This is a genomic window from Paenibacillus kribbensis (genome assembly GCF_002240415.1).
Taxonomy (GTDB): domain Bacteria; phylum Bacillota; class Bacilli; order Paenibacillales; family Paenibacillaceae; genus Paenibacillus; species Paenibacillus kribbensis.
The window spans coordinates 3,541,560-3,559,633 of record NZ_CP020028.1; the positions used below are offsets into that span (position 1 = coordinate 3,541,560).

Below are 18,074 nucleotides of genomic sequence, written 5' to 3' on the forward strand. Positions count from 1 at the left end.
TATTAGTCGTTACTTTTCTCTCTCAGCTTTGTCCCTCATCTCTGTCTCTCAGCGGTTAGTCCAAGCTTTTTTAGCAAATGAATGGCCTGTTCCTTCTCTTCCACAGACAGACCATCCACCGTCTCCATAATAACACGATGATGCTGTGGAAATATTTGCTCAAAGAAATGGCGTCCTTCATCGGTCAATTCTGCATAAATTACACGTCGATCATCTTGTGATGCACGCCGGGTGAGCAAGTTTTTTTTCTGGAGTTTATCCACGACATACGTTATATTCCCACTGGAGATGAGAACCTTTTCTCCGATTTTTTGCAAGGGCTGCGGTCCACGATAATATAACAGATCAAGTACACCAAATTCTGTTGTATTCAATCCATGGCTATGAATATCGCGATTTGTGCGGGACGTGACCGAATTATAAGCACGAGCCAGCACAACAAACAAGTTAAGCGCCAAATCCTGATCATCTGGTTTTACAGACATAGTAACAGCCTCCGTTAGTCATATCTTTATTCAAAGATATCTTAATTGCAAACTTTTGTCAAGTTTAAGCGTTTATCTCTACTGATCATTACAATTTATTATGTAAAAAAAGCCCACTCCCCACCAGTCATGTGGCACTGGTACGCGGAGCAGGACTTTTATGATACGATCCCTAATCTTTTTCGTAAAAGCACATAGCCAGCGCGGCCACAACATACACCCACAACATTCAGGATGATATCGTCCACATCCATTGTACCTGCGCCAAGCAGCATTTGGGACGCTTCAAGAACGACCAGCACGGCCACCACCGTTAACAGCAGCCTGCCTATCCTGCGCATGGACACCCAAATAATCGGCAAAAGAACGCCGAAGGGAATGAATACGCCAATATTACCAAGCAAATTAACACCCCATACCCGAAAAGGGAACGACTGCATCGCCCGACAATATTGTCTAATTGTATCAAACGGAACGATATTGTACGAATACGGAGGTCCCGGTCGCAGGGTACGCCCAAACCCGAGAAACATCCAGTATAGCAGAAGCGCTGTATATAAAATGAATAGCACAAATGCCACATTACGAAGCAGCCGGGTACCCGCCATTACTTGTTACGGATGTCGATCTGTCCATTGGCTCGTGCGATAATGACCTGATCCGCCATATTAATGAACAACCCGTTTTCGACGACCCCCGGGATTTGATTCAAGCGGATTTCCAGCTCTTGCGGGTTCTCAATCGTTCCATAGCGGCAATCGGCAATATAATTACCGTTATCCGTCAGGTAGCGCTCCCCGTCCTGGATACGCCATTCCGCTTGGCAGCCTGTCTGCCGCAAAGCCTCCAACGTCCATTCACTGGCAAAAGGTACGACTTCAACAGGCAGAGGAAATGTACCTAGCACCTTTACATCCTTGGACTCATCCACAATAATGATTAATCGGTCGCTGTTGCTTTCCACAATTTTTTCTCTCAATAGAGCTCCGCCCCCGCCCTTCACCAGCACCAGTTGCTCATTTACTTCGTCTGCTCCATCAATAGTAACGTCGAGCCTTCCAATCTGATCAAACGGAATGATGGGAATTCCCAGTTCTCTGGCCAAATCCTCCGAGGCTTGGGATGTAGCTACAGCCTGTATATGTAATCCTTGCGCTACACGCTCACCGATTTTTTGAATGGCCCAATAAGCTGTCGAGCCTGTACCAAGTCCTACTTTCATGCCATCCTGAATCGCCTCTACTGCTTTTTCAGCCGCTTTTTGCTTTAAATTCATGCTCATCTCTCCTGCTATATAGGCTAGTATTGGTTCACTATTCATTGTATATGAAAACGTTTTATAAAGACAGATGCAGCTTTTTACCATAACAAAGACTGTTAACATCGTGTTCATACTCGCCGAATCGTTCAATCGGCTCGTAACCCTGCTTCGTATAAAGAGCAATCGCTTCAGGTTGAGCCGCGCCGGTCTCCAGCTTAATCCTTAAGGTTCCCCGCTTTCGAGCCTCATCCTCCAAAAAGGATAACAGACTGACAGCAATTCCTTGCCTGCGATAAGAGGGATCGACATAAAATCTTTTAAGCTCCATCGCTTCTGCATCTATAGGTCTAAGTCCTCCACAAGCAACAGGTTTTGCATCCATGTACACAACAGCGAAAATCATTTCCTTCACTTTCGGATTGGAAAAATCAACCAAATAAATTTCGTCGGCAGGATACCTTTTCAGCAAGTCCTCATCCAGCTTTTGAATTAATTCATGCAGATCCGCATGGTCACTCTTAACCTTTACAATCGTAAGCTTGGACATTCTTCTCCTCCCTCTTCTCTATACATAGTTATATTGACTCATATTGCAAACAATTCACAAAAAACGCGACAAATCGGGCATTTAGGACGCCTGCTATGAAAAATGTACCAAATTGACAGTGCAATTAACTCTATTATAAAGTATGATAGTTTCTGTTGAATAGTCACTTATGTACTGAAATGAATTCGATTTTCAAGTTGAAGTATAAATTGGAAAATACTGAAACACACACAGCGTTTACCTATTAAAATTTATTTTTTTTATGTTATAAGGTATTCATTTCATGGGCTTTTTGTACGACATATATATAGGGATACATACTTGTTATTTAGAAGGACTAAAGACCTAATACATAAAAATCAAGGGTCTATTAACTCCATTATTCCGTTTGTAAGGGGAACTTGATTATCTCATTAGATAAGCGGTTCAACACCATATACAAAAATACAACCAGGGAGTGAGCATTTTGAAAAAGTGGAGTAGCTTATCATTCTTCACCAAGAACTTATTATTATCATTCTTCAACATCGTATTGATCGGGCTAGTCCTCATCGTGTCCAGCTATCTGATCCAGCGTACGATTTTGATAGACCAACTGCACGGGCAAGTAGAGAAAATCACATTGAAGTGGGCCCAAGGCATTAAGGCGGATGAAGTATCCCAAGCCGTTCAAGAAAAAAATTATGACGGACCCGTTCAAGCCAAACTCCGTGCCTACCTGGATAATATTATGGCAACGAATCCGAATATCGCTCATGCCTATATTTTCGGGACGGAACTGGAAGGCGGCGATCAGACATCCATTGTTGCGATGCCGACCGATCTGAGAGAATCATTTGAAAAAGATAAAATGGGTGTTGGCGCTATGTACCAACAGCCTAACGTTGTGGTGGTAGGCGTAGCCGATATGCTAGACAGCGGCAAACCAACCTTCACCAGCTTCTACGATGACTCTTTTGGTACATGGACCACTTTGATGACTCCGATTAAAGATCCAAGTGGCAAAATCTTTGCATATTTTGCTGTCGATGCAGATGCCAGTGCTGTACCTGCCGGATTGACCAAGCTGCTCATTAGCGGTGCTACCATTTTGGTCATTTTCCTGCTGATCTGTCTGGTACTTCAATATTGGGTTGTAAGACGTACGTTGACGCCGATCAAGCAACTCATGTACGGTATCAGTGAAGTAAGCCAAGGAAACCTGGATGTTCAAATTCATGCAGGCCAGGATGATTTGGGACTCGTGAATCAGAACTTTAATGACATGGTAAGCCATATTAACAGCATCATGACCAAAGTGAAGCAGACAACGGATGAAGTCAATGAATCGGCGAAGGAACTACTCGCAATCTGCGAACAAAACGGTGTTAATTCAAACATTATAAATCAGAATATCAATGAAATTACGAATAACATCCGCGCACAAGAAAAAGCAACGGGGGATAGTGCACGAGCCATGTCTGAAATGGCTTCGGTCATCCAAAATATCGCAGCCAGCTCTACTACTGTTGCAGAAGAAGCAAATTCGGTCGAGAAGCGCTCTAACGAAGGTAACGAAATTATAGGCAAGGTTTCTTCACAAATGCATTTAATTACAGACTCTGTTACCAATACATCCCGCATCATCAAGCTGCTTGATAACCGTTCGCAAGAAATTGGTAACATTATCGGTACGATTTCTGGCATTTCCAGCCAGACGAATCTGCTTGCCTTGAATGCTTCTATTGAAGCAGCACGTGTCGGTGAAGAAGGCAAAGGCTTTGCCGTCGTTGCCAGTGAGGTTCGCAAGTTAGCAGAACAATCAGCGGAAGCAACCAAACAAATTACAACCCTAATAGAAGAAATCCAAAGTGAAATCGGACAAGCCGTAATTTCCATGGAGAAAGGTAACATTGAAGTTCAGAATGGGATCGTTGTAGCTGGACAAGCCGGCGAGCTGTTCAGTGACATTTTGCAAGCAACTAAAAATGTAGCAATGCAAATTCAGGAAGTATCCAGTGCAACAGAGGAAATTTCTGCGGGTACACAAGAAATGACAGCAACGGCAGACGACCTCTCCTCCACCGTAAGCAAAACAGCTGACAACAGCATTCATATTGCACAAACGGTTGATGAACAAAAAGCTTCTCTGGACTCCATCATAGATTCGTCCTATAAATTGTCGTCTATGTCTGAAGAGCTCCAAGAAATTACTTCTTATTTTAAAATTAAGGACACCAACCGTACCAAATCATAACAATCATTCTATCGACTCCAATGTTTTTCATAAACAAGTCGCTCAGTAATGCCTCCCTCCTGTTCATGCATTTGAAGGGATGGGAGGCATTTCTGGCTTTATCCATATATGAAGATATCAAACATTCAGGAGGTAAGCGTAATGGTTTCAATACTACAAAACAGTTCACAAACAGCGCCGTCCCCGTTCCTGGTTCCCTTGGATTTTGCACGTATACAACGCAAGCATACATACTCTACTTATCGAGTAGAGCTAGAACCGTCCATCTCTGAGCTGCTGAACCAGCAAACAGCAGCGGAAGTCAAACACGCGTTGCTATTATCAGCGTATACCGCATGGGTATACCGTCTGTCCGCAGAAGAAGAAGTTTCTTTTTCTACTTTTGTGCCTCAATCGGGTCTGCTTACAGCCTCACTGACGATCGAAAAGGAAACGACTTTCCATGAACTGACAGGCTTGTTTCAGGAAATGCTTCGTAAGTCCGACGCTTACCTGGCAGAACCGCAAGCCGATACGTCATTCTCGGCAAATCTGCCTACAGACGGCGGTGCAGAATCCCGTATTATGGACTGGGCTGTCAGCGAAAACAGCGGCTCTTATCAAATACAGATACGGTATGATGATTCACTCCTTCTGGAAACAACGATTGTCCGGTATGCGGAATATTTCGAAGCCCTTCTGCGTGGCGCACTAACCAGCAGCCTTGCCCTTGTGAATTCAATTGACATATTGTCTGATGCCGATCGGGCTGCTCATGAAGCTTTAAATAACACAGTCGTGAAGTATCCTGAGCATCAAACCATTCACGGAATGTTTGAGGAGGCGGCTTCACAATATCCTGATCGTCCGGCTATTGCTTCCCACGCCGGAGAGTATACGTACCGTGAGCTGAACGAACGTGCTAATCAGGTCGCACGTGTGTTGCTATCCAAGGGTCTTGCCAAAGGCGAATTCGTGACCATCTTCATGGAACGAAGCCTGGAGACCGTTATTTCCCTGCTCGGTATCCTGAAAGCCGGTGGTGTGTACGTACCTGTCGATCCAGCCCACCCCGCTGACCGGAGTAGCTACATCGTCGAGGATACGCGTTCTCCCTTTGTCCTGACGACTTCTGCACTGATGGAGCAAGCGACTGAACTGTGCGGCTCCATTGAGACAGTAAAAGAAATTCTAGCCATTAACGGACCCCTGGCAGGTTATGCAGCAAGCAATCCGAACATTAACGTAGGTCCGGATGATCTCGCATATGTTATCTATACATCCGGCTCGACAGGCAAACCGAAAGGTGCCTTGATCGCTCACCGCGGGGTCGTTAACCTGGGGGCTGTTGTGCAACGCGATTGCGATATCACATCTCAGGATGTATTGACCCAATTCGCGACCTATAGCTTTGATGCATCTGTTTGGGATACGATTGGAGCCTTGTTCTACGGTGCAAAGCTGTATCTGCTGTCTTCCGAAGAACGTGTATCTGTTGAAGAATTCGCAGAAGCCATCGCACGTACCGGTACGACGATTATTACCATTTTGCCAACTGTATTCTTTAATCAGCTGTCTACGTACTTATCAGACGAAGGCTATCGCAAACTCGCCAAAGTACGGATTGTTACCGTGGCAGGCGAAGCGCTGTACGGCTCACAGGTTCGAGCGTTCCAGCGCAAATTCGGTACAGATACAGACATTGTCAACGTATATGGACCGACCGAGTGCACCGTGGCGACGACGACCCACCGTGTTCGTGGTGCTGTGCCTGAGCATGTCGTTAACATTCCGATCGGCAAACCTATCTACAATTACAAAGTCTACATCGTCAACGAGGATAACAAGCTGTGCCCTGTCAATATTCCAGGTGAAGTGTGCATTGCTACTCCTGCGTTGGCCCATGGCTACCTCCATCAGCCGGAGCGTACAGCCCAATCGTTCGTGGACAACCCTTTTGCTCCGGGTGAAAAAATGTACCGCTCGGGTGATATCGCCAAGCTGCTGCCAGACGGCACGATTGAATACGTAAGCCGGAAGGATTCGCAGCTCAAAATTCGGGGAAACCGGATCGAAATTGGGGAGATCGAGGACCACTTCTCCAAACATCCGGGCGTTCAGGACGTGGCGGTCGTAGCCGTCAAGGATCATACGGATCAAAATATGCTGGTGGGCTATTTCACCACTTCAGACGGACAATCCATCCCGCAGGACGTGATTCAGTCTTATATCGGGAGCAAGCTGCCCTCCTATTTTGTACCGAGCCATGTCGTGCATCTGGAAGCCATGCCGATTTCACCGACTGGCAAGATTGACCGGAAAAAGCTGGCCCTGCTCCCACTTCCCGAAGTACCTGACCTTTCATTTGGCGGAGAGCCTGTCCGGGAAGGGACCGAAACGCTCATTGCGGAAGCATGGGCACAGGTGCTTGGCAAAAACAATATTGGCGCAACCGATGATTTCTTCCTGATCGGGGGCGATTCGCTTCGTGTCATTCATGTACTGGCTATTTTGAAGCCGCGTTATGGCGCACTGCGTATCGGAGATTTTTTCCGCTATAAAACCATTCGTGAGCTTGCAGAATACGTGGAGCAATTAGGTACAGAACAAGCGCCACTACGCAAAGCAGTGACGGTTCCTCAAGAAAAAACAGACCTGAATGAGCATCCGATTGAGCTGTCCAGCAATTCGGATATCGCTGAAGTGCGCGACATGCGTGTTATTTTGTTGACCGGAGCTACAGGCTATCTTGGTTCACACATTTTGTATGACCTGCTTCAACGGACAGAAGCCCAAGTATACGCGATGGTACGCCCTTCCCAGGACGGTCCATGCGGTATTGAGCGTATTCAATCTGTCATGACAGGATATTTCGGACCCGGTATCTCTGACTTGATCAAGGGACGAGTCCAACCCGTATATGGAGATCTGGAGCAGGCAGACCTTGGCCTCTCTTCCGTAGACCGCCATATGCTGGAGCATCTAATCGACGGCATCATTCACAGCGCCGCTGACGTCCGCCATTTTGGTGATTCAGCAACCTTTGATCGTACAAATGTGACCGGGACACTGGAGCTGCTAAAAATCGCCCAAGCGAAGCCGGGAGTATCCTTCCATCATGTCTCAACAATGGGCATACCGGAGGATCTGGCAAACGAGGGAAAATGGGAATCCGTATTGGATCTGTCTTCCTTCACGGATGATCTGAGCGTGGACAACCTGTACACGAACAGTAAACTGGCGGCAGAAAAGCTGTTGTTCCATGCGGCTCAAGCAGGTACGCCTGTCTCCATCTATCGTGCAGGTAATTTGACGGCCCACTCGGCGAACGGACGCTTCCAGCGCAATATCGACAGCAACGCCTACTATCGTATGATCAAAGCGATGCTGCTGCTGGGCAAGGCGCCGCAGGCCGATTGGCATACAGACTTCACGCCGATTGATTATGCCAGCCGCGCGATCGTAGAGCTGTCCGTTCACCAAAAAAGCTCGAACCGCATTTTCCATATCTGCAATCCGAACCCGCTTCCGTATGACGAGCTGATTGCTATGGTAAACAAGCTGGGCTATGCTGTGGAAACCCTGCCTTTTGACGATTACAGTGCTTGGCTGCTGAATCCGTCTTCCGGTATTCAGGAGGATGCACTCCACCTCGCTATGGGGCAGCTTGAAGGCGACGGAGCCAAGGATTCTGCTTATCGGTACGGATGCACTGTAACCACGTCTCTGCTGGAGCAGGCTGGCGTCCAATGCCCGGTAACCGATCTGAATTTTATTCGAAACATGATCCAACATGCCGTCGAGATCGGTTATTTCCCGGCTTCATCATCGGTATCCGCAAAAGCAACACAGAGGTAACAAAGTTGTGATATTTCCCCCGCGTGTATTAGGTATGATAGACTAGATTTTGCTAGTTTCATCTTTAGTATTAAACCTCAATACTCAGAATTTTTTGCATGCGGGGGATGTCATTCAAATGAAACGCACTATATTTAAAAGAGCACTACTGATTATGAGCTTAATCGCTGTTTTAGGAATTTTGGTGTATGAAGCACGTGCCATTTATCATACGCCTGCAGTTAAAGGGACTCACCGTACACGCACGGCTAATGCGGATCGACTGGTACGCCATCTATTCTCGCTGACGCCTACACCGGATAAAGTATATTACCAGAACAAAGTCATTGTCCTGATGTATCATGAGGTGACCAAGTCCCCGCCTGATCCCGGTGCACTGAAGCTCAGTAATTTTACGAAGCAATTGGACGAAATGAAAGCGAACGGCTTCCGCTGGATTACGATGAAAGAATATACGAACTTTATTTTACATAAAGCCAAGGTTCCCGATAATGCGGTACTCATGACATTCGACGATGGCTATGAATCCTTTTATACGGACACCTTTCCCGTGTTAAAAGCGTACCGCGTACCGGCAACCAATTTTCTCATCACATCCACAATCAGCAATCCCAAGCACATTGGTATTCGAAAGCTGACATGGGATCAAATTCAGCAAATGCATGCCGAAGGGATTGATTTTTATAATCATACCAATGACCAGCATGCGTATGGATACTCCAATACAGCACGTACCAAGCAGAAGCCGCTTTTAATGGGTCCGATGTATTCGAAAAAGCTGGGACGGATGGAAACCGAGGATGAGTTTAAACAGCGAGTTTACACCGATCTGGATACGGCTGATAAGAAGCTGTTCAAGCATCTGCACAATGATCAGAAGGTACTTGCTTTTCCTTATGGCGGATATACTGAGGAAACACTAAAGATTTGCCGTTCCCTGGGCATAGACGTCACGTTCACGGTGAAACGTGGCATTAATTCACCGGGACAGACGAATGGCTACCGCGTCAATGCAGGCGGAATACACAACATCCCGGAAGTCTTGGTGCAATATATGAAGGAGGGTGCTCCCCTTCGGCCATTGCCATTTGCCCAAGGTCCCAACAAGGTATCATAAAACCGTTGTCTAGCTCATTTCAAGATCAAAAAGAACCTTTAAACCATGTGTGGGGTCATTCCCGTCCCTATGCTCTGGTTTAAAGGTTCTTTTGGGTTGATGAGATAAAATTTAGGGCCAAATGCGAATCGCCGCAATAACAGCCAAATGCACCGGGTAAAAGCTGCGCCACAGCCAACGCGGAACCCGATTATAAAATCCGCTCTCTCCGGCTGCAAAACAGGCAATCAGAATGCTGGACAGCAGACTAAAATGCTGGATATTCGCATGGTGCACCAGATCATACACCACGTTCAAAGCAAAATGGGCAGCAACCATCATAGATGAACGTGTATACCGATATATAAGGACAAGCAGCAGCCCATAGGCTCCGTAATCCATCATGCTAAGCTCCATGATCAGAGCTGTCAGGACATACAGGCACGTAATTGCAGCCCAATGCTTCAAGCGGGACGCAGCAGCCAGCGCCAGCAATGAAGCCAACAGCGTCCAGACTACATTCGGCCTGTACACATCAAATGCCAGCATATAGGGTAATTGGGAAATCAGGGCGAGCCCAAGTAGACGGAGCATGTAGCTTCGCATATCTCTTGTCCGGGCATACCCCAAATACAGCGCGTACGCATAAATGGGAAAAGCAAGCCTGCCAGCAATTCTCCAAGCCGGATCTGCCGGGAAAAACACAAGTCCGACATGGTCAATCAGCATCGTCAGCATGGCCAACCAGTACATATAAGGCCCCCTTATTGTTTTATGTCCTTTCCTCCGTCAGGCTCAAAATGGCGTTCATGATGTCCGTTTTTGTAACCCGTCCCACCAGGCCCTTAATTTGAGTTGGGTAGGCATATTGCTCGTCCAGAACCGGAAGGCAATTGACCTGATGACGCACCAGCCTCGATATGGCGTCCAGCAATGAATCCCCCGGAAGCAGCGTTGTCATCTGTGCCCGTCGCGTCATAGCCATAGTCACGGGAACAGTGTGAAGATCGGTATGCCCCAGCATGACCTTCAGCAAATCCTTGCGGGTAACAATGCCAATGAACTCCTGCTCCTCCCCTGTAACCATTAGCGTGCCTGTATTTTGCTGAAATAGCATCAACACGGCATCATAGGCGGTAGCATCGCCGGATATCAAGATCGGTTCACTAAGTATATCAGCCACAGTCAGCTTTTTCAGCATGCTGCCGACATGGCTATCATATTTGGGGTAACGCCCTGGCAAGTACCCTACCTTGGGCTTGGCATCTACCAGCCCAAGCATCACGAGCAAAGCCAGATCAGACCGGAGCGTCGGTCGTGTCAGCCCCAGCTCTTCGGCAATTTTATCCCCCGTAACAGGCGCCAGGCGCTGGACAATATCAACGATTTCACGCTGTCTTTCGGACAGTTGAATCATGATTACCTCCTTATAGAATGGGGTAGAATACATTATAGATGAGCATAGATCGGCAAATTTCAGCATTTTCCGACAATTCATCAAATTTTAATCATGTAGCGCTTGTTTTCAAATTTAAAATGTGTCACAATTAAACATGTAATACATACTAATTATAAGTTTAACGTGTGCAATAAGCTACATTTAAATATGTTCATGCACATCGTGCTTGATATGTATTATGTATGATATAACCCTGAGGAGGAAATCAAATGAAATTTTTCTTGGATACTGGTAACATTGAAGAAATCAAACGTATTGAACGTTTGGGTCTGGTTGATGGTGTAACAACGAACCCTTCGCTGATCGCCAAGGAAGGCCGAGTGTTCAAGGAAGTCATTCAGGAGATTTGCAGTATCGTCGAAGGCCCTGTAAGTGCTGAGGTTATTGGCCTGAAGGCTGAAGATATGCTCAAGGAAGCTTATGACATTGCGAAATGGGCACCTAACGTCGTTATCAAGCTGCCTATGACCGAAGACGGCTTGTACGCTTGTAACGAGCTGACCAAGAACGGAATCAAAACGAATGTAACACTGATTTTCTCCGCAGCTCAAGGTCTGATGGCTGCCAAAGCTGGCGCTACTTTTATCAGCCCATTCGTAGGCCGTCTGGACGATATTGCTGTTGACGGTATGAAGCTGATTCGTGATCTGAGACAAATTTTGGATTTCCATGATCTGAAATCCGAAATCATCGCAGCTTCGATCCGTAACATCAAGCATGTGGAAGATGCTGCTCTGGCTGGCGCGCATATCGCCACCATTCCAGGCTCCTTGCTTCCTTCCCTGTGGAAGCACCCACTGACAGACAGCGGTATTGAACGCTTCCTGAAGGACTGGGAAACGGTACCTAAGGCTTAATTCGCCATGGATGGCAAACTATATTGCGTTACACGAACAGCCCGTATACTGCGGGCTGTTTTTTGCTCATTCCCCCTCTCCCTCCCTCAAGGTAGCTGCATTGGCAACATTCATCACTTCCCTCCTTACACAAATTTTTTTGACAAAACAATTTGTTTTACATATAATTGTTTTAACAATTAATTGATTTCGGAATAATTTATTTAGGGAAAAAATAGAAAGGGGTAGCTTATGAATGACTTACCTATTGGCATGCTGCTGGGGATTACCCATCGCAAAATGAGTCAGCAGCTCTCACTTTCCCTTAAACCTTATGATATTTCCCCAGAGCAATGGTTGGTTCTGTACCAAATCTACCAGTCCGAGGGTTTAAATCAGAAGGAAATTGCAGCCAAGGCGGTAAAGGATCAGCCCACCACGACTCGAATTATTGATTTGCTCGACAAGAAGGGCTGGGTGCGACGTGTGAATAGTCCCCAGGACCGTCGGGCCTATTTGCTTCATTTGACTGAGGCGGGACGCCAGCTGGTTGAGAAGACACTTCCTGTCGAACGTGATGTCAACCTCGATTTTGTAAAGGGTATTTCTTCTGACGAGCTACAGCAATTCCGCCAAACGCTTTTACAAATTCACGCCAACATAAGCGAATCAGAGCAACAAGGAGAGAACGATTAATATGCAACAAGGCAAGCAACCTCTTTGGACCAAGGAATTTATCGTTCTAACGGTCTCCAATCTATTTTTATTTCTGGAATTACAGATGATCGTATCTTCCATTCCTTCCTATGTGAAAAATGCATTCCATGCCACTTCCGTTCAGGTTAGTCTTGTGACGACGTTGTTCGCATTAAGCGCAATTGTAGCAAGGCTTTTTTCTGCACGTATGCTGGAAAAAGGACATCGCAGCGCCCTGATTTTCATCGGACTGCTGTTTGCTCTCATAGGAACGCTGGGATACAGTGTTTCACCAACGATTGCAGTGCTGCTGCTCATGCGAATGCTGTTTGGGATTGGCTTTGGCATGAGCAGCACTGCCTTTCCAACGATGGCCACTGAAGTGATCCCGTCCAAACGACTTGGTGAAGGGATGGGATTTTTCAGTTTGTCCACCAGCTTAGCCATGTCCATTGGACCGACCATAGGCATATCCATGCTGCAAAACGGCAGCTTTAACCTGCTTGTATTTACGACATCAGCCGTGATTGTTGTTATTTTTCCACTGGCTTACTGGCTGGTTCGTACATTGCCCAAAGGGCATATCGAGCCGCCGATGGTTCCTTTGGAAGAGGGACGAAAACCAGCATTGAACCGCAAATTATGGATTCCCGCTTTGCTGAATATGCTGATGTCGATCACCTATGGCGGATTAATCAGCTTTATGGCGCTTTACGGGGATGAAGCCCATCTTTCGCACCCTGCCTACTTTTTTCTGTTTAATGCGATATCCGTACTGATTGTGCGTCCCTTCTCGGGTCGTATTTATGATAAAAAAGGGGCAAAATCACTGCTCATTCCCGGATCATTGTTTCTGATGGGCGGTCTGATCCTGCTTTCCTACGCACACAGTGACGCCCTCATGTATCTGTCTGCATTTTGCTACGGTATCGGTTACGGCATCATGCAACCAACCCTGCAAACCTGGATGATTCAGGTCGTATCTCCCAAGCAGAGAGGCATGGCAAACGGTATGTTTCTCAATTCCCTTGATTTCGGAATTGCTGCCGGAGCGCTTATCCTCGGCATTATCGCCAAAGCAAGTGATTATGCGTGGATGTATCGTCTTTCCTCGCTGTTTATTGTGCTGTTCCTGCTGATCTATGTCATGCAAATCATCGCAAGCCGCAAATCTGAAACGCAAGTGCCTCTTGAGGGGTAATCTAAAAAAAGCATCCGTTGCCATGCTTTATGGTTTCGGATGCTTTTTCATTTAGAAATATATGCTTTTATTTAGCAGGAGTTTTGCGTCTTAGCTTGGAAGAAAGCGGCTTATCTCGCATCACTCCTGTTGACCCTTCGGTCGTTTTCATACGATTAACGGATGCGTCATCTGCCGTTTCATCCTGCTCCGGTTTGACTGCAAACAGCATTAACAGAGCGGCCACCCCTCCCACTCCGGCCATTACGCCAAAGAGCAGACCATGTCCACTGCGACCCTGCAGTAAGGATACAACCGGTGGACCTAACGACACCCCGACAAAGCGCATGCTGCTGTACAAGGCAGTAATGGTTCCGCGCTCCTCTTTTTCAATCCCCTTTGTAATTAAGGCATCCAAACAAGGCAGTGCCAGCCCAATTCCCCCGCCCCCTAGAGTAAACAATCCGATCACCACGTAGATATTTTCAAAAAATCCGAGAATACCAAAGCTGATCGTCAATATCGCCAAACCGCTCAAGCCAATCCATTTCATGCGCTTCTTATGCTTGCCAATGATCTTGCCTCCCAAATAAGAGCACAGACAAAGGGAAATCAGCGGTATGGCCAGCACAAAGCCCTTCCAGACTCCATGAAGGTGGTAACGGCTTTCCAGTATGTCGGATAGGTAGAATAAGACGCCAAAAATGACGAACATACAAATACCGCCCATAGCAAAAATAGCATATAGCCAGCGTCCTTTTTCGGCAAGCACCTGCTTTACTTTTCCAGCAAACTCCCGAAACGTAGTCGGTTGATTCTTACGCTTGGGCACATGGATCAGCCAAAGCACTAAAATAAGCGAAATCAGACAGAGGACCGGAATCACCGCCAGTGGCAAAAACCACAGAACTGCTCCCAATGCGGCACCGAGTATCGGACTTAACACTTTTCCGAATGTATTATAGGTCTCGACCACACCCAGGTTCTTGCTGGCCTCATTCTCATCCTCGTACAGATCACCCACAAGCGGAATGACGATTGGAAAAGCTCCTGCCGCTCCCGCTCCCTGAAGCAGGCGACCTCCTATAATGGTCCAATACGCTGCCATATCTTGAGGCAGCCATGCTCCCGCTGCAGAAATCCCCCCTCCTATGACCGTCAGCACCAAGCTGGGAACGATCACCGCTTTGCGTCCATATCGGTCGGAGAGATAGCCTGCAATCGGAATCAGCAAAATAGCCACCACCGCATATACCGTAATCAGCATGCTAATGCGTAAAGAATTTACATGCAGCTTACGTCCAATTTCCGGTAATACAGGAATCAGCATCGAATTACCCAGCGTCATCATCAGCGGGATGGAACCTAATGCAAGCAGGATTCCTTTATTTTGTTGCATCCCGTTACCACCTTTGTACAAGTAATAACACAGCTGTACAGATTCTTGGAACAGGTATTATTGTGTTTACATAGGTGTAGATTTATGCGGCTATACCTTAAATCCTCCGACCCTTGCATTCAGGAGCTGCGACATATCCGCCAGCGTGTGAATGGATGATGCAATTTCCTCCATGGAAGCCTGCTGCTCCTCAGCCGCTGCGCTGACGCTCTGCGTTCCCCCTGCCGACCGCTCCGCAACCTCGCGGATGCGTTCTACGGCTTCTACCATCCGTTCTGAGCTGCCCGACATCTGCTCCACTGACCGATTTACACCGTGAATCTGTTCGCTGACCTGGTGAATGGAGCTTCCAATCTGACGAAATGCTGTTTCAGCGGATTGCATGACCTTTACACCGGACTGCACTTCAACTGTCCCGGCCTCCATACTTGATGACACATTCCCGACATGATCCTGAATATTTTGCACAAAATGTGTGATTTCCGCTGCCGAGACCGTTACCTGCTCGGCCAATCTTCTTACCTCTGAGGCAACCACAGCAAAGCCTTTGCCCTGCTCTCCCGCTCTTGCCGCTTCAATGGACGCGTTAAGCGCAAGCATTCCTGTCTGCTTGGCAATTCCGGTAATGACGGAGCCGATCATTCCAATCTGCTCGGCCTGTTCACTGAGCAAACGTACAGCTTGTGCAGAGCTGTCTACACTTTCGCTGACTTTTACCATTTGACGCATGGCCTGACCTATCGATTGTTCCCCCGCTGCCGCTTCTTTAGTAACCGTATCAGACAGCTCGTACACCTGCTGGCTTGTCACTGCAATATGCTCCAGTTCATGGGCAAGCTCCTTCACGGTATCTGTGGTTCGTGCAATATCATCGACCTGATGCTCCATACCAGACGCAAGCTCTTCCATGATCCCGGAAGTATGACGATTGGCCTGGTTCATTTCCCCGGTATTTACGCTAACCCGCTCAGCGGTGACGGATAATGTACGCGCCGTATCCTGGGCATCCACTATAATATTGCGAAATCCCTCGATCAGCTTATTGTAAGAGCTGGCAATCATACCGATCTCGTCTTTGGACATAATATCAAGTCGGCCGCGCAAATCTCCTCCGCCTTTTGACATTTCCAGCAACTGCTCGTTCATATGGTGCAACGGTCGAATGGAACGAATCAAAATGATAGATTGAGCAATACTGTAAATAATAATAAGAAGTCCTACAATACTCGTGATCAAGGTCGTGTTGGTCATCGTTTGATGTGCCTGTTGCACTTTCACGGTCACCATGTCATCTTGAGCCTTGACGAAGGCTAACATCTTAACATCAAGCTGCTTGCGCAGAACCCGTTCATTTTCAAAATCACCCAGCAAATCGGAAAACGGCGGGAACGTGCTTCTTGTACTCCGATACCCCGCTGTGTTCATTAAGCTATGAACCTGGTTCATATAGCCATTGATCCCTGTCTTGAGATCAGCCATCTTTTTCTTCATATCCTCACTGCCTGTACCCAGCAAAGCTTCCGTCTGCTGCAGCAGCTTTACAATTTCACTCTGTTTGTTGTCGATCTCTCGCCCGTACTGCTCGTCCCGAGTCAGTAAATATCCCCGTTCATCATTGGATATCCCGTTCAGCAAAAATTGAAGCGACTTTGAGTTATACGCAATCGTCTCCTCACGGTTCAAAATATCCTTGTACTCGTTCTCGCTATGTACGCTTAAGATGTAATTTGTCAGCAGCATGGCCGCAATCACACCTGGAATTAGCAGCGCGCTAAGAATCATTTTGGCCTTAATTGTTAAATTCATAAATCGATCCCCCAGTTATGTCTGAATAAAATGTCAACCTATTATATATCGTTTAATTCAGCATATTTTTGAAGTTTTCTTGCTTTTATTTGTCGGATTTAAATGTTTAAAATGATATACTATGTTTTTGTATGCCATAAGCCTCAAGGAGGACCTGTATGAAAAGTTTGGAGCTTACTTCGCTTATTCACGAGCTTCACGAGCTGGAAACCCGTAGTTGCCTGATTGAGCAACAGGGGAAGATGATATTGGAATACTATCGTGAGCCTGCAACCACAAGCGAACTCTATAAAATAAATTCCTGTACTAAAAGCGTATTGTCGGCATTAGTCAGTATCGCCATCGACCAGCAAATCGTACCCCAATCGGATACGCCGATCCTCGAATTTTTCCCGAGACTGGCTGAAGACAGTGACCCTCAAAAGCGTGAAATTACGATTGAGCATCTACTAACGATGTCAGCAGGCTTTAACTGGACGGAATTTGGCGGACAAAATTCTTTTCCGACCATGAGCAAAACGTCTGATTGGGTACAATTTGTACTTTCGCAGCCATTATCAGATCTACCGGGTACACGAATGGAGTACAGTTCTGGCTGTTCCCAGCTTTTGGCCACCATACTGCGTCATGCTTGCGGACAAACAGTAGCTGAATTCGCCGAGCAGCAATTATTCCAACCACTCGGTATCGAAAGCTATTATTGGGAAACCGACCCTCAAGGCACTCATACTGGAGGCTTCGGGCTACATCTCAAGCCGATGGACATGCTCAAATTCGGACGGCTTTATCTGAACGAAGGAGGCTGGGACGGACGCCAGCTCATCCAAAAGGAGACGGTCCGTTACTCCACTCGTCCGTTCCTTCCGGCCGTCAAACCACAAAAAGCATTTTACGGCTGGCACTGGTGGACCTCTTCCTTTTTGGAGGATACAGGTTTAGACAAAACAGCAAAAAGCACTGAAACGCAATATTATTACGCACTCGGCTTTGGTGGTCAATATATCGTTGTCGTCCCGTCATATGATATGGTAGTTGTCGTTACTGCCGATAAATTCAAAAAGAAACGAACCCCTGTGGATATTTTCCGGCAGTATATTGTACCGCTGCTGCTCCAGCAAGCATAGACGGTACATCACAATCAAAGTTGAAAATCCCCCTAATAGACAACCCAAGTGCAAAAAAGGGTCTGCCCGTTTAATCAGGCAAACCCTTTTCTGCGATTCACTCGCCATACTA

15 protein-coding genes are annotated in these 18,074 nt (G+C 46.8%); 7 read left to right on the forward strand and 8 right to left on the reverse strand.

The genetic code is table 11. The features are described 5' to 3' along the window. Positions 1 to 35: 35 nt before the first annotated feature. From B4V02_RS15720 to B4V02_RS15735, 4 genes are all read right to left on the reverse strand, one after another. Positions 36 to 485, reverse strand: coding sequence for a MarR family winged helix-turn-helix transcriptional regulator (locus B4V02_RS15720; RefSeq protein ID WP_007429939.1), 450 nt, complete (start codon positions 483 to 485; stop codon positions 36 to 38). Positions 486 to 643: 158 nt separating this feature from the next. Then, positions 644 to 1,093: a VanZ family protein gene (locus tag B4V02_RS15725; protein WP_094155507.1), complete on the reverse strand. Its 450-nt coding sequence runs from the start codon at positions 1,091 to 1,093 to the stop codon at positions 644 to 646. After that, entirely contained in the window at positions 1,093 to 1,761 is a 669-nt protein-coding gene (rpiA, locus tag B4V02_RS15730; protein ID WP_043890945.1) for a ribose-5-phosphate isomerase RpiA, read from the reverse strand. The genes B4V02_RS15725 and rpiA overlap by 1 nt, the downstream gene beginning before the upstream one ends. A gap of 61 nt (positions 1,762 to 1,822) precedes the next feature. Further along, a complete protein-coding gene (locus tag B4V02_RS15735; protein ID WP_094155508.1) occupies positions 1,823 to 2,293 on the reverse strand; it encodes a GNAT family N-acetyltransferase in 471 nt (156 codons plus the stop codon). Positions 2,294 to 2,759: 466 nt separating this feature from the next. On the opposite strand from B4V02_RS15735, the gene B4V02_RS15740 reads away from it, so the two are divergent. From B4V02_RS15740 to B4V02_RS15750, 3 genes are all read left to right on the forward strand, one after another. Beyond that, complete coding sequence (locus B4V02_RS15740) at positions 2,760 to 4,529, forward strand: methyl-accepting chemotaxis protein (protein WP_094155509.1); 1,770 nt, start codon at positions 2,760 to 2,762, stop codon at positions 4,527 to 4,529. A 141-nt stretch (positions 4,530 to 4,670) separates the two neighbouring features. Further along, positions 4,671 to 8,366 carry a non-ribosomal peptide synthetase family protein gene (locus B4V02_RS15745; RefSeq protein WP_094155510.1) on the forward strand — a complete coding sequence of 1,232 codons (3,696 nt, stop codon included), beginning with the start codon at positions 4,671 to 4,673 and terminating at the stop codon, positions 8,364 to 8,366. Positions 8,367 to 8,484: 118 nt separating this feature from the next. After that, positions 8,485 to 9,483, forward strand: a complete 999-nt coding sequence (locus B4V02_RS15750; protein ID WP_007429933.1) for a polysaccharide deacetylase family protein — start codon at positions 8,485 to 8,487, stop codon at positions 9,481 to 9,483. 111 nt (positions 9,484 to 9,594) lie between these two features. On the opposite strand, the gene B4V02_RS15755 is transcribed toward B4V02_RS15750, so the two are convergent. Further along, entirely contained in the window at positions 9,595 to 10,215 is a 621-nt protein-coding gene (locus tag B4V02_RS15755; RefSeq protein ID WP_094155511.1) for a TraX family protein, read from the reverse strand. Between the two features lie 19 nt (positions 10,216 to 10,234). After that, on the reverse strand, positions 10,235 to 10,945 hold the full coding sequence (locus tag B4V02_RS15760; protein WP_094155512.1) for a CBS domain-containing protein: 711 nt from the start codon (positions 10,943 to 10,945) through the stop codon (positions 10,235 to 10,237). 185 nt (positions 10,946 to 11,130) lie between these two features. Between B4V02_RS15760 and fsa the strand changes: the two genes are divergently transcribed. The 3 genes from fsa to B4V02_RS15775 all read left to right on the forward strand — a co-directional run bounded on the left by fsa (position 11,131) and on the right by B4V02_RS15775 (position 13,654). Then, the gene (gene fsa / locus B4V02_RS15765; protein ID WP_068496533.1) at positions 11,131 to 11,778 is read left to right on the forward strand and encodes a fructose-6-phosphate aldolase; all 648 of its coding nucleotides are present in this window, start codon (positions 11,131 to 11,133) and stop codon (positions 11,776 to 11,778) included. A 231-nt stretch (positions 11,779 to 12,009) separates the two neighbouring features. Next, complete coding sequence (locus B4V02_RS15770) at positions 12,010 to 12,453, forward strand: MarR family winged helix-turn-helix transcriptional regulator (RefSeq protein ID WP_094155513.1); 444 nt, start codon at positions 12,010 to 12,012, stop codon at positions 12,451 to 12,453. Between the two features lies 1 nt (position 12,454). Further along, complete coding sequence (locus tag B4V02_RS15775; RefSeq protein WP_094155514.1) at positions 12,455 to 13,654, forward strand: MFS transporter; 1,200 nt, start codon at positions 12,455 to 12,457, stop codon at positions 13,652 to 13,654. A 67-nt stretch (positions 13,655 to 13,721) separates the two neighbouring features. On the opposite strand, the gene B4V02_RS15780 is transcribed toward B4V02_RS15775, so the two are convergent. Together B4V02_RS15780 and B4V02_RS15785 are read right to left on the reverse strand one after the other, a co-directional pair. After that, positions 13,722 to 15,032 (reverse strand): MFS transporter, encoded by a 1,311-nt coding sequence (locus B4V02_RS15780; RefSeq protein ID WP_094155515.1) that lies wholly within the window; start codon positions 15,030 to 15,032, stop codon positions 13,722 to 13,724. Between the two features lie 90 nt (positions 15,033 to 15,122). Then, the gene (locus B4V02_RS15785) at positions 15,123 to 16,838 is read right to left on the reverse strand and encodes a methyl-accepting chemotaxis protein (protein WP_094155516.1); all 1,716 of its coding nucleotides are present in this window, start codon (positions 16,836 to 16,838) and stop codon (positions 15,123 to 15,125) included. Between the two features lie 158 nt (positions 16,839 to 16,996). Between B4V02_RS15785 and B4V02_RS15790 the strand changes: the two genes are divergently transcribed. Beyond that, entirely contained in the window at positions 16,997 to 17,962 is a 966-nt protein-coding gene (locus B4V02_RS15790) for a serine hydrolase domain-containing protein (RefSeq protein ID WP_094155517.1), read from the forward strand. The last annotated feature ends 112 nt before the right edge of the window (positions 17,963 to 18,074 follow it).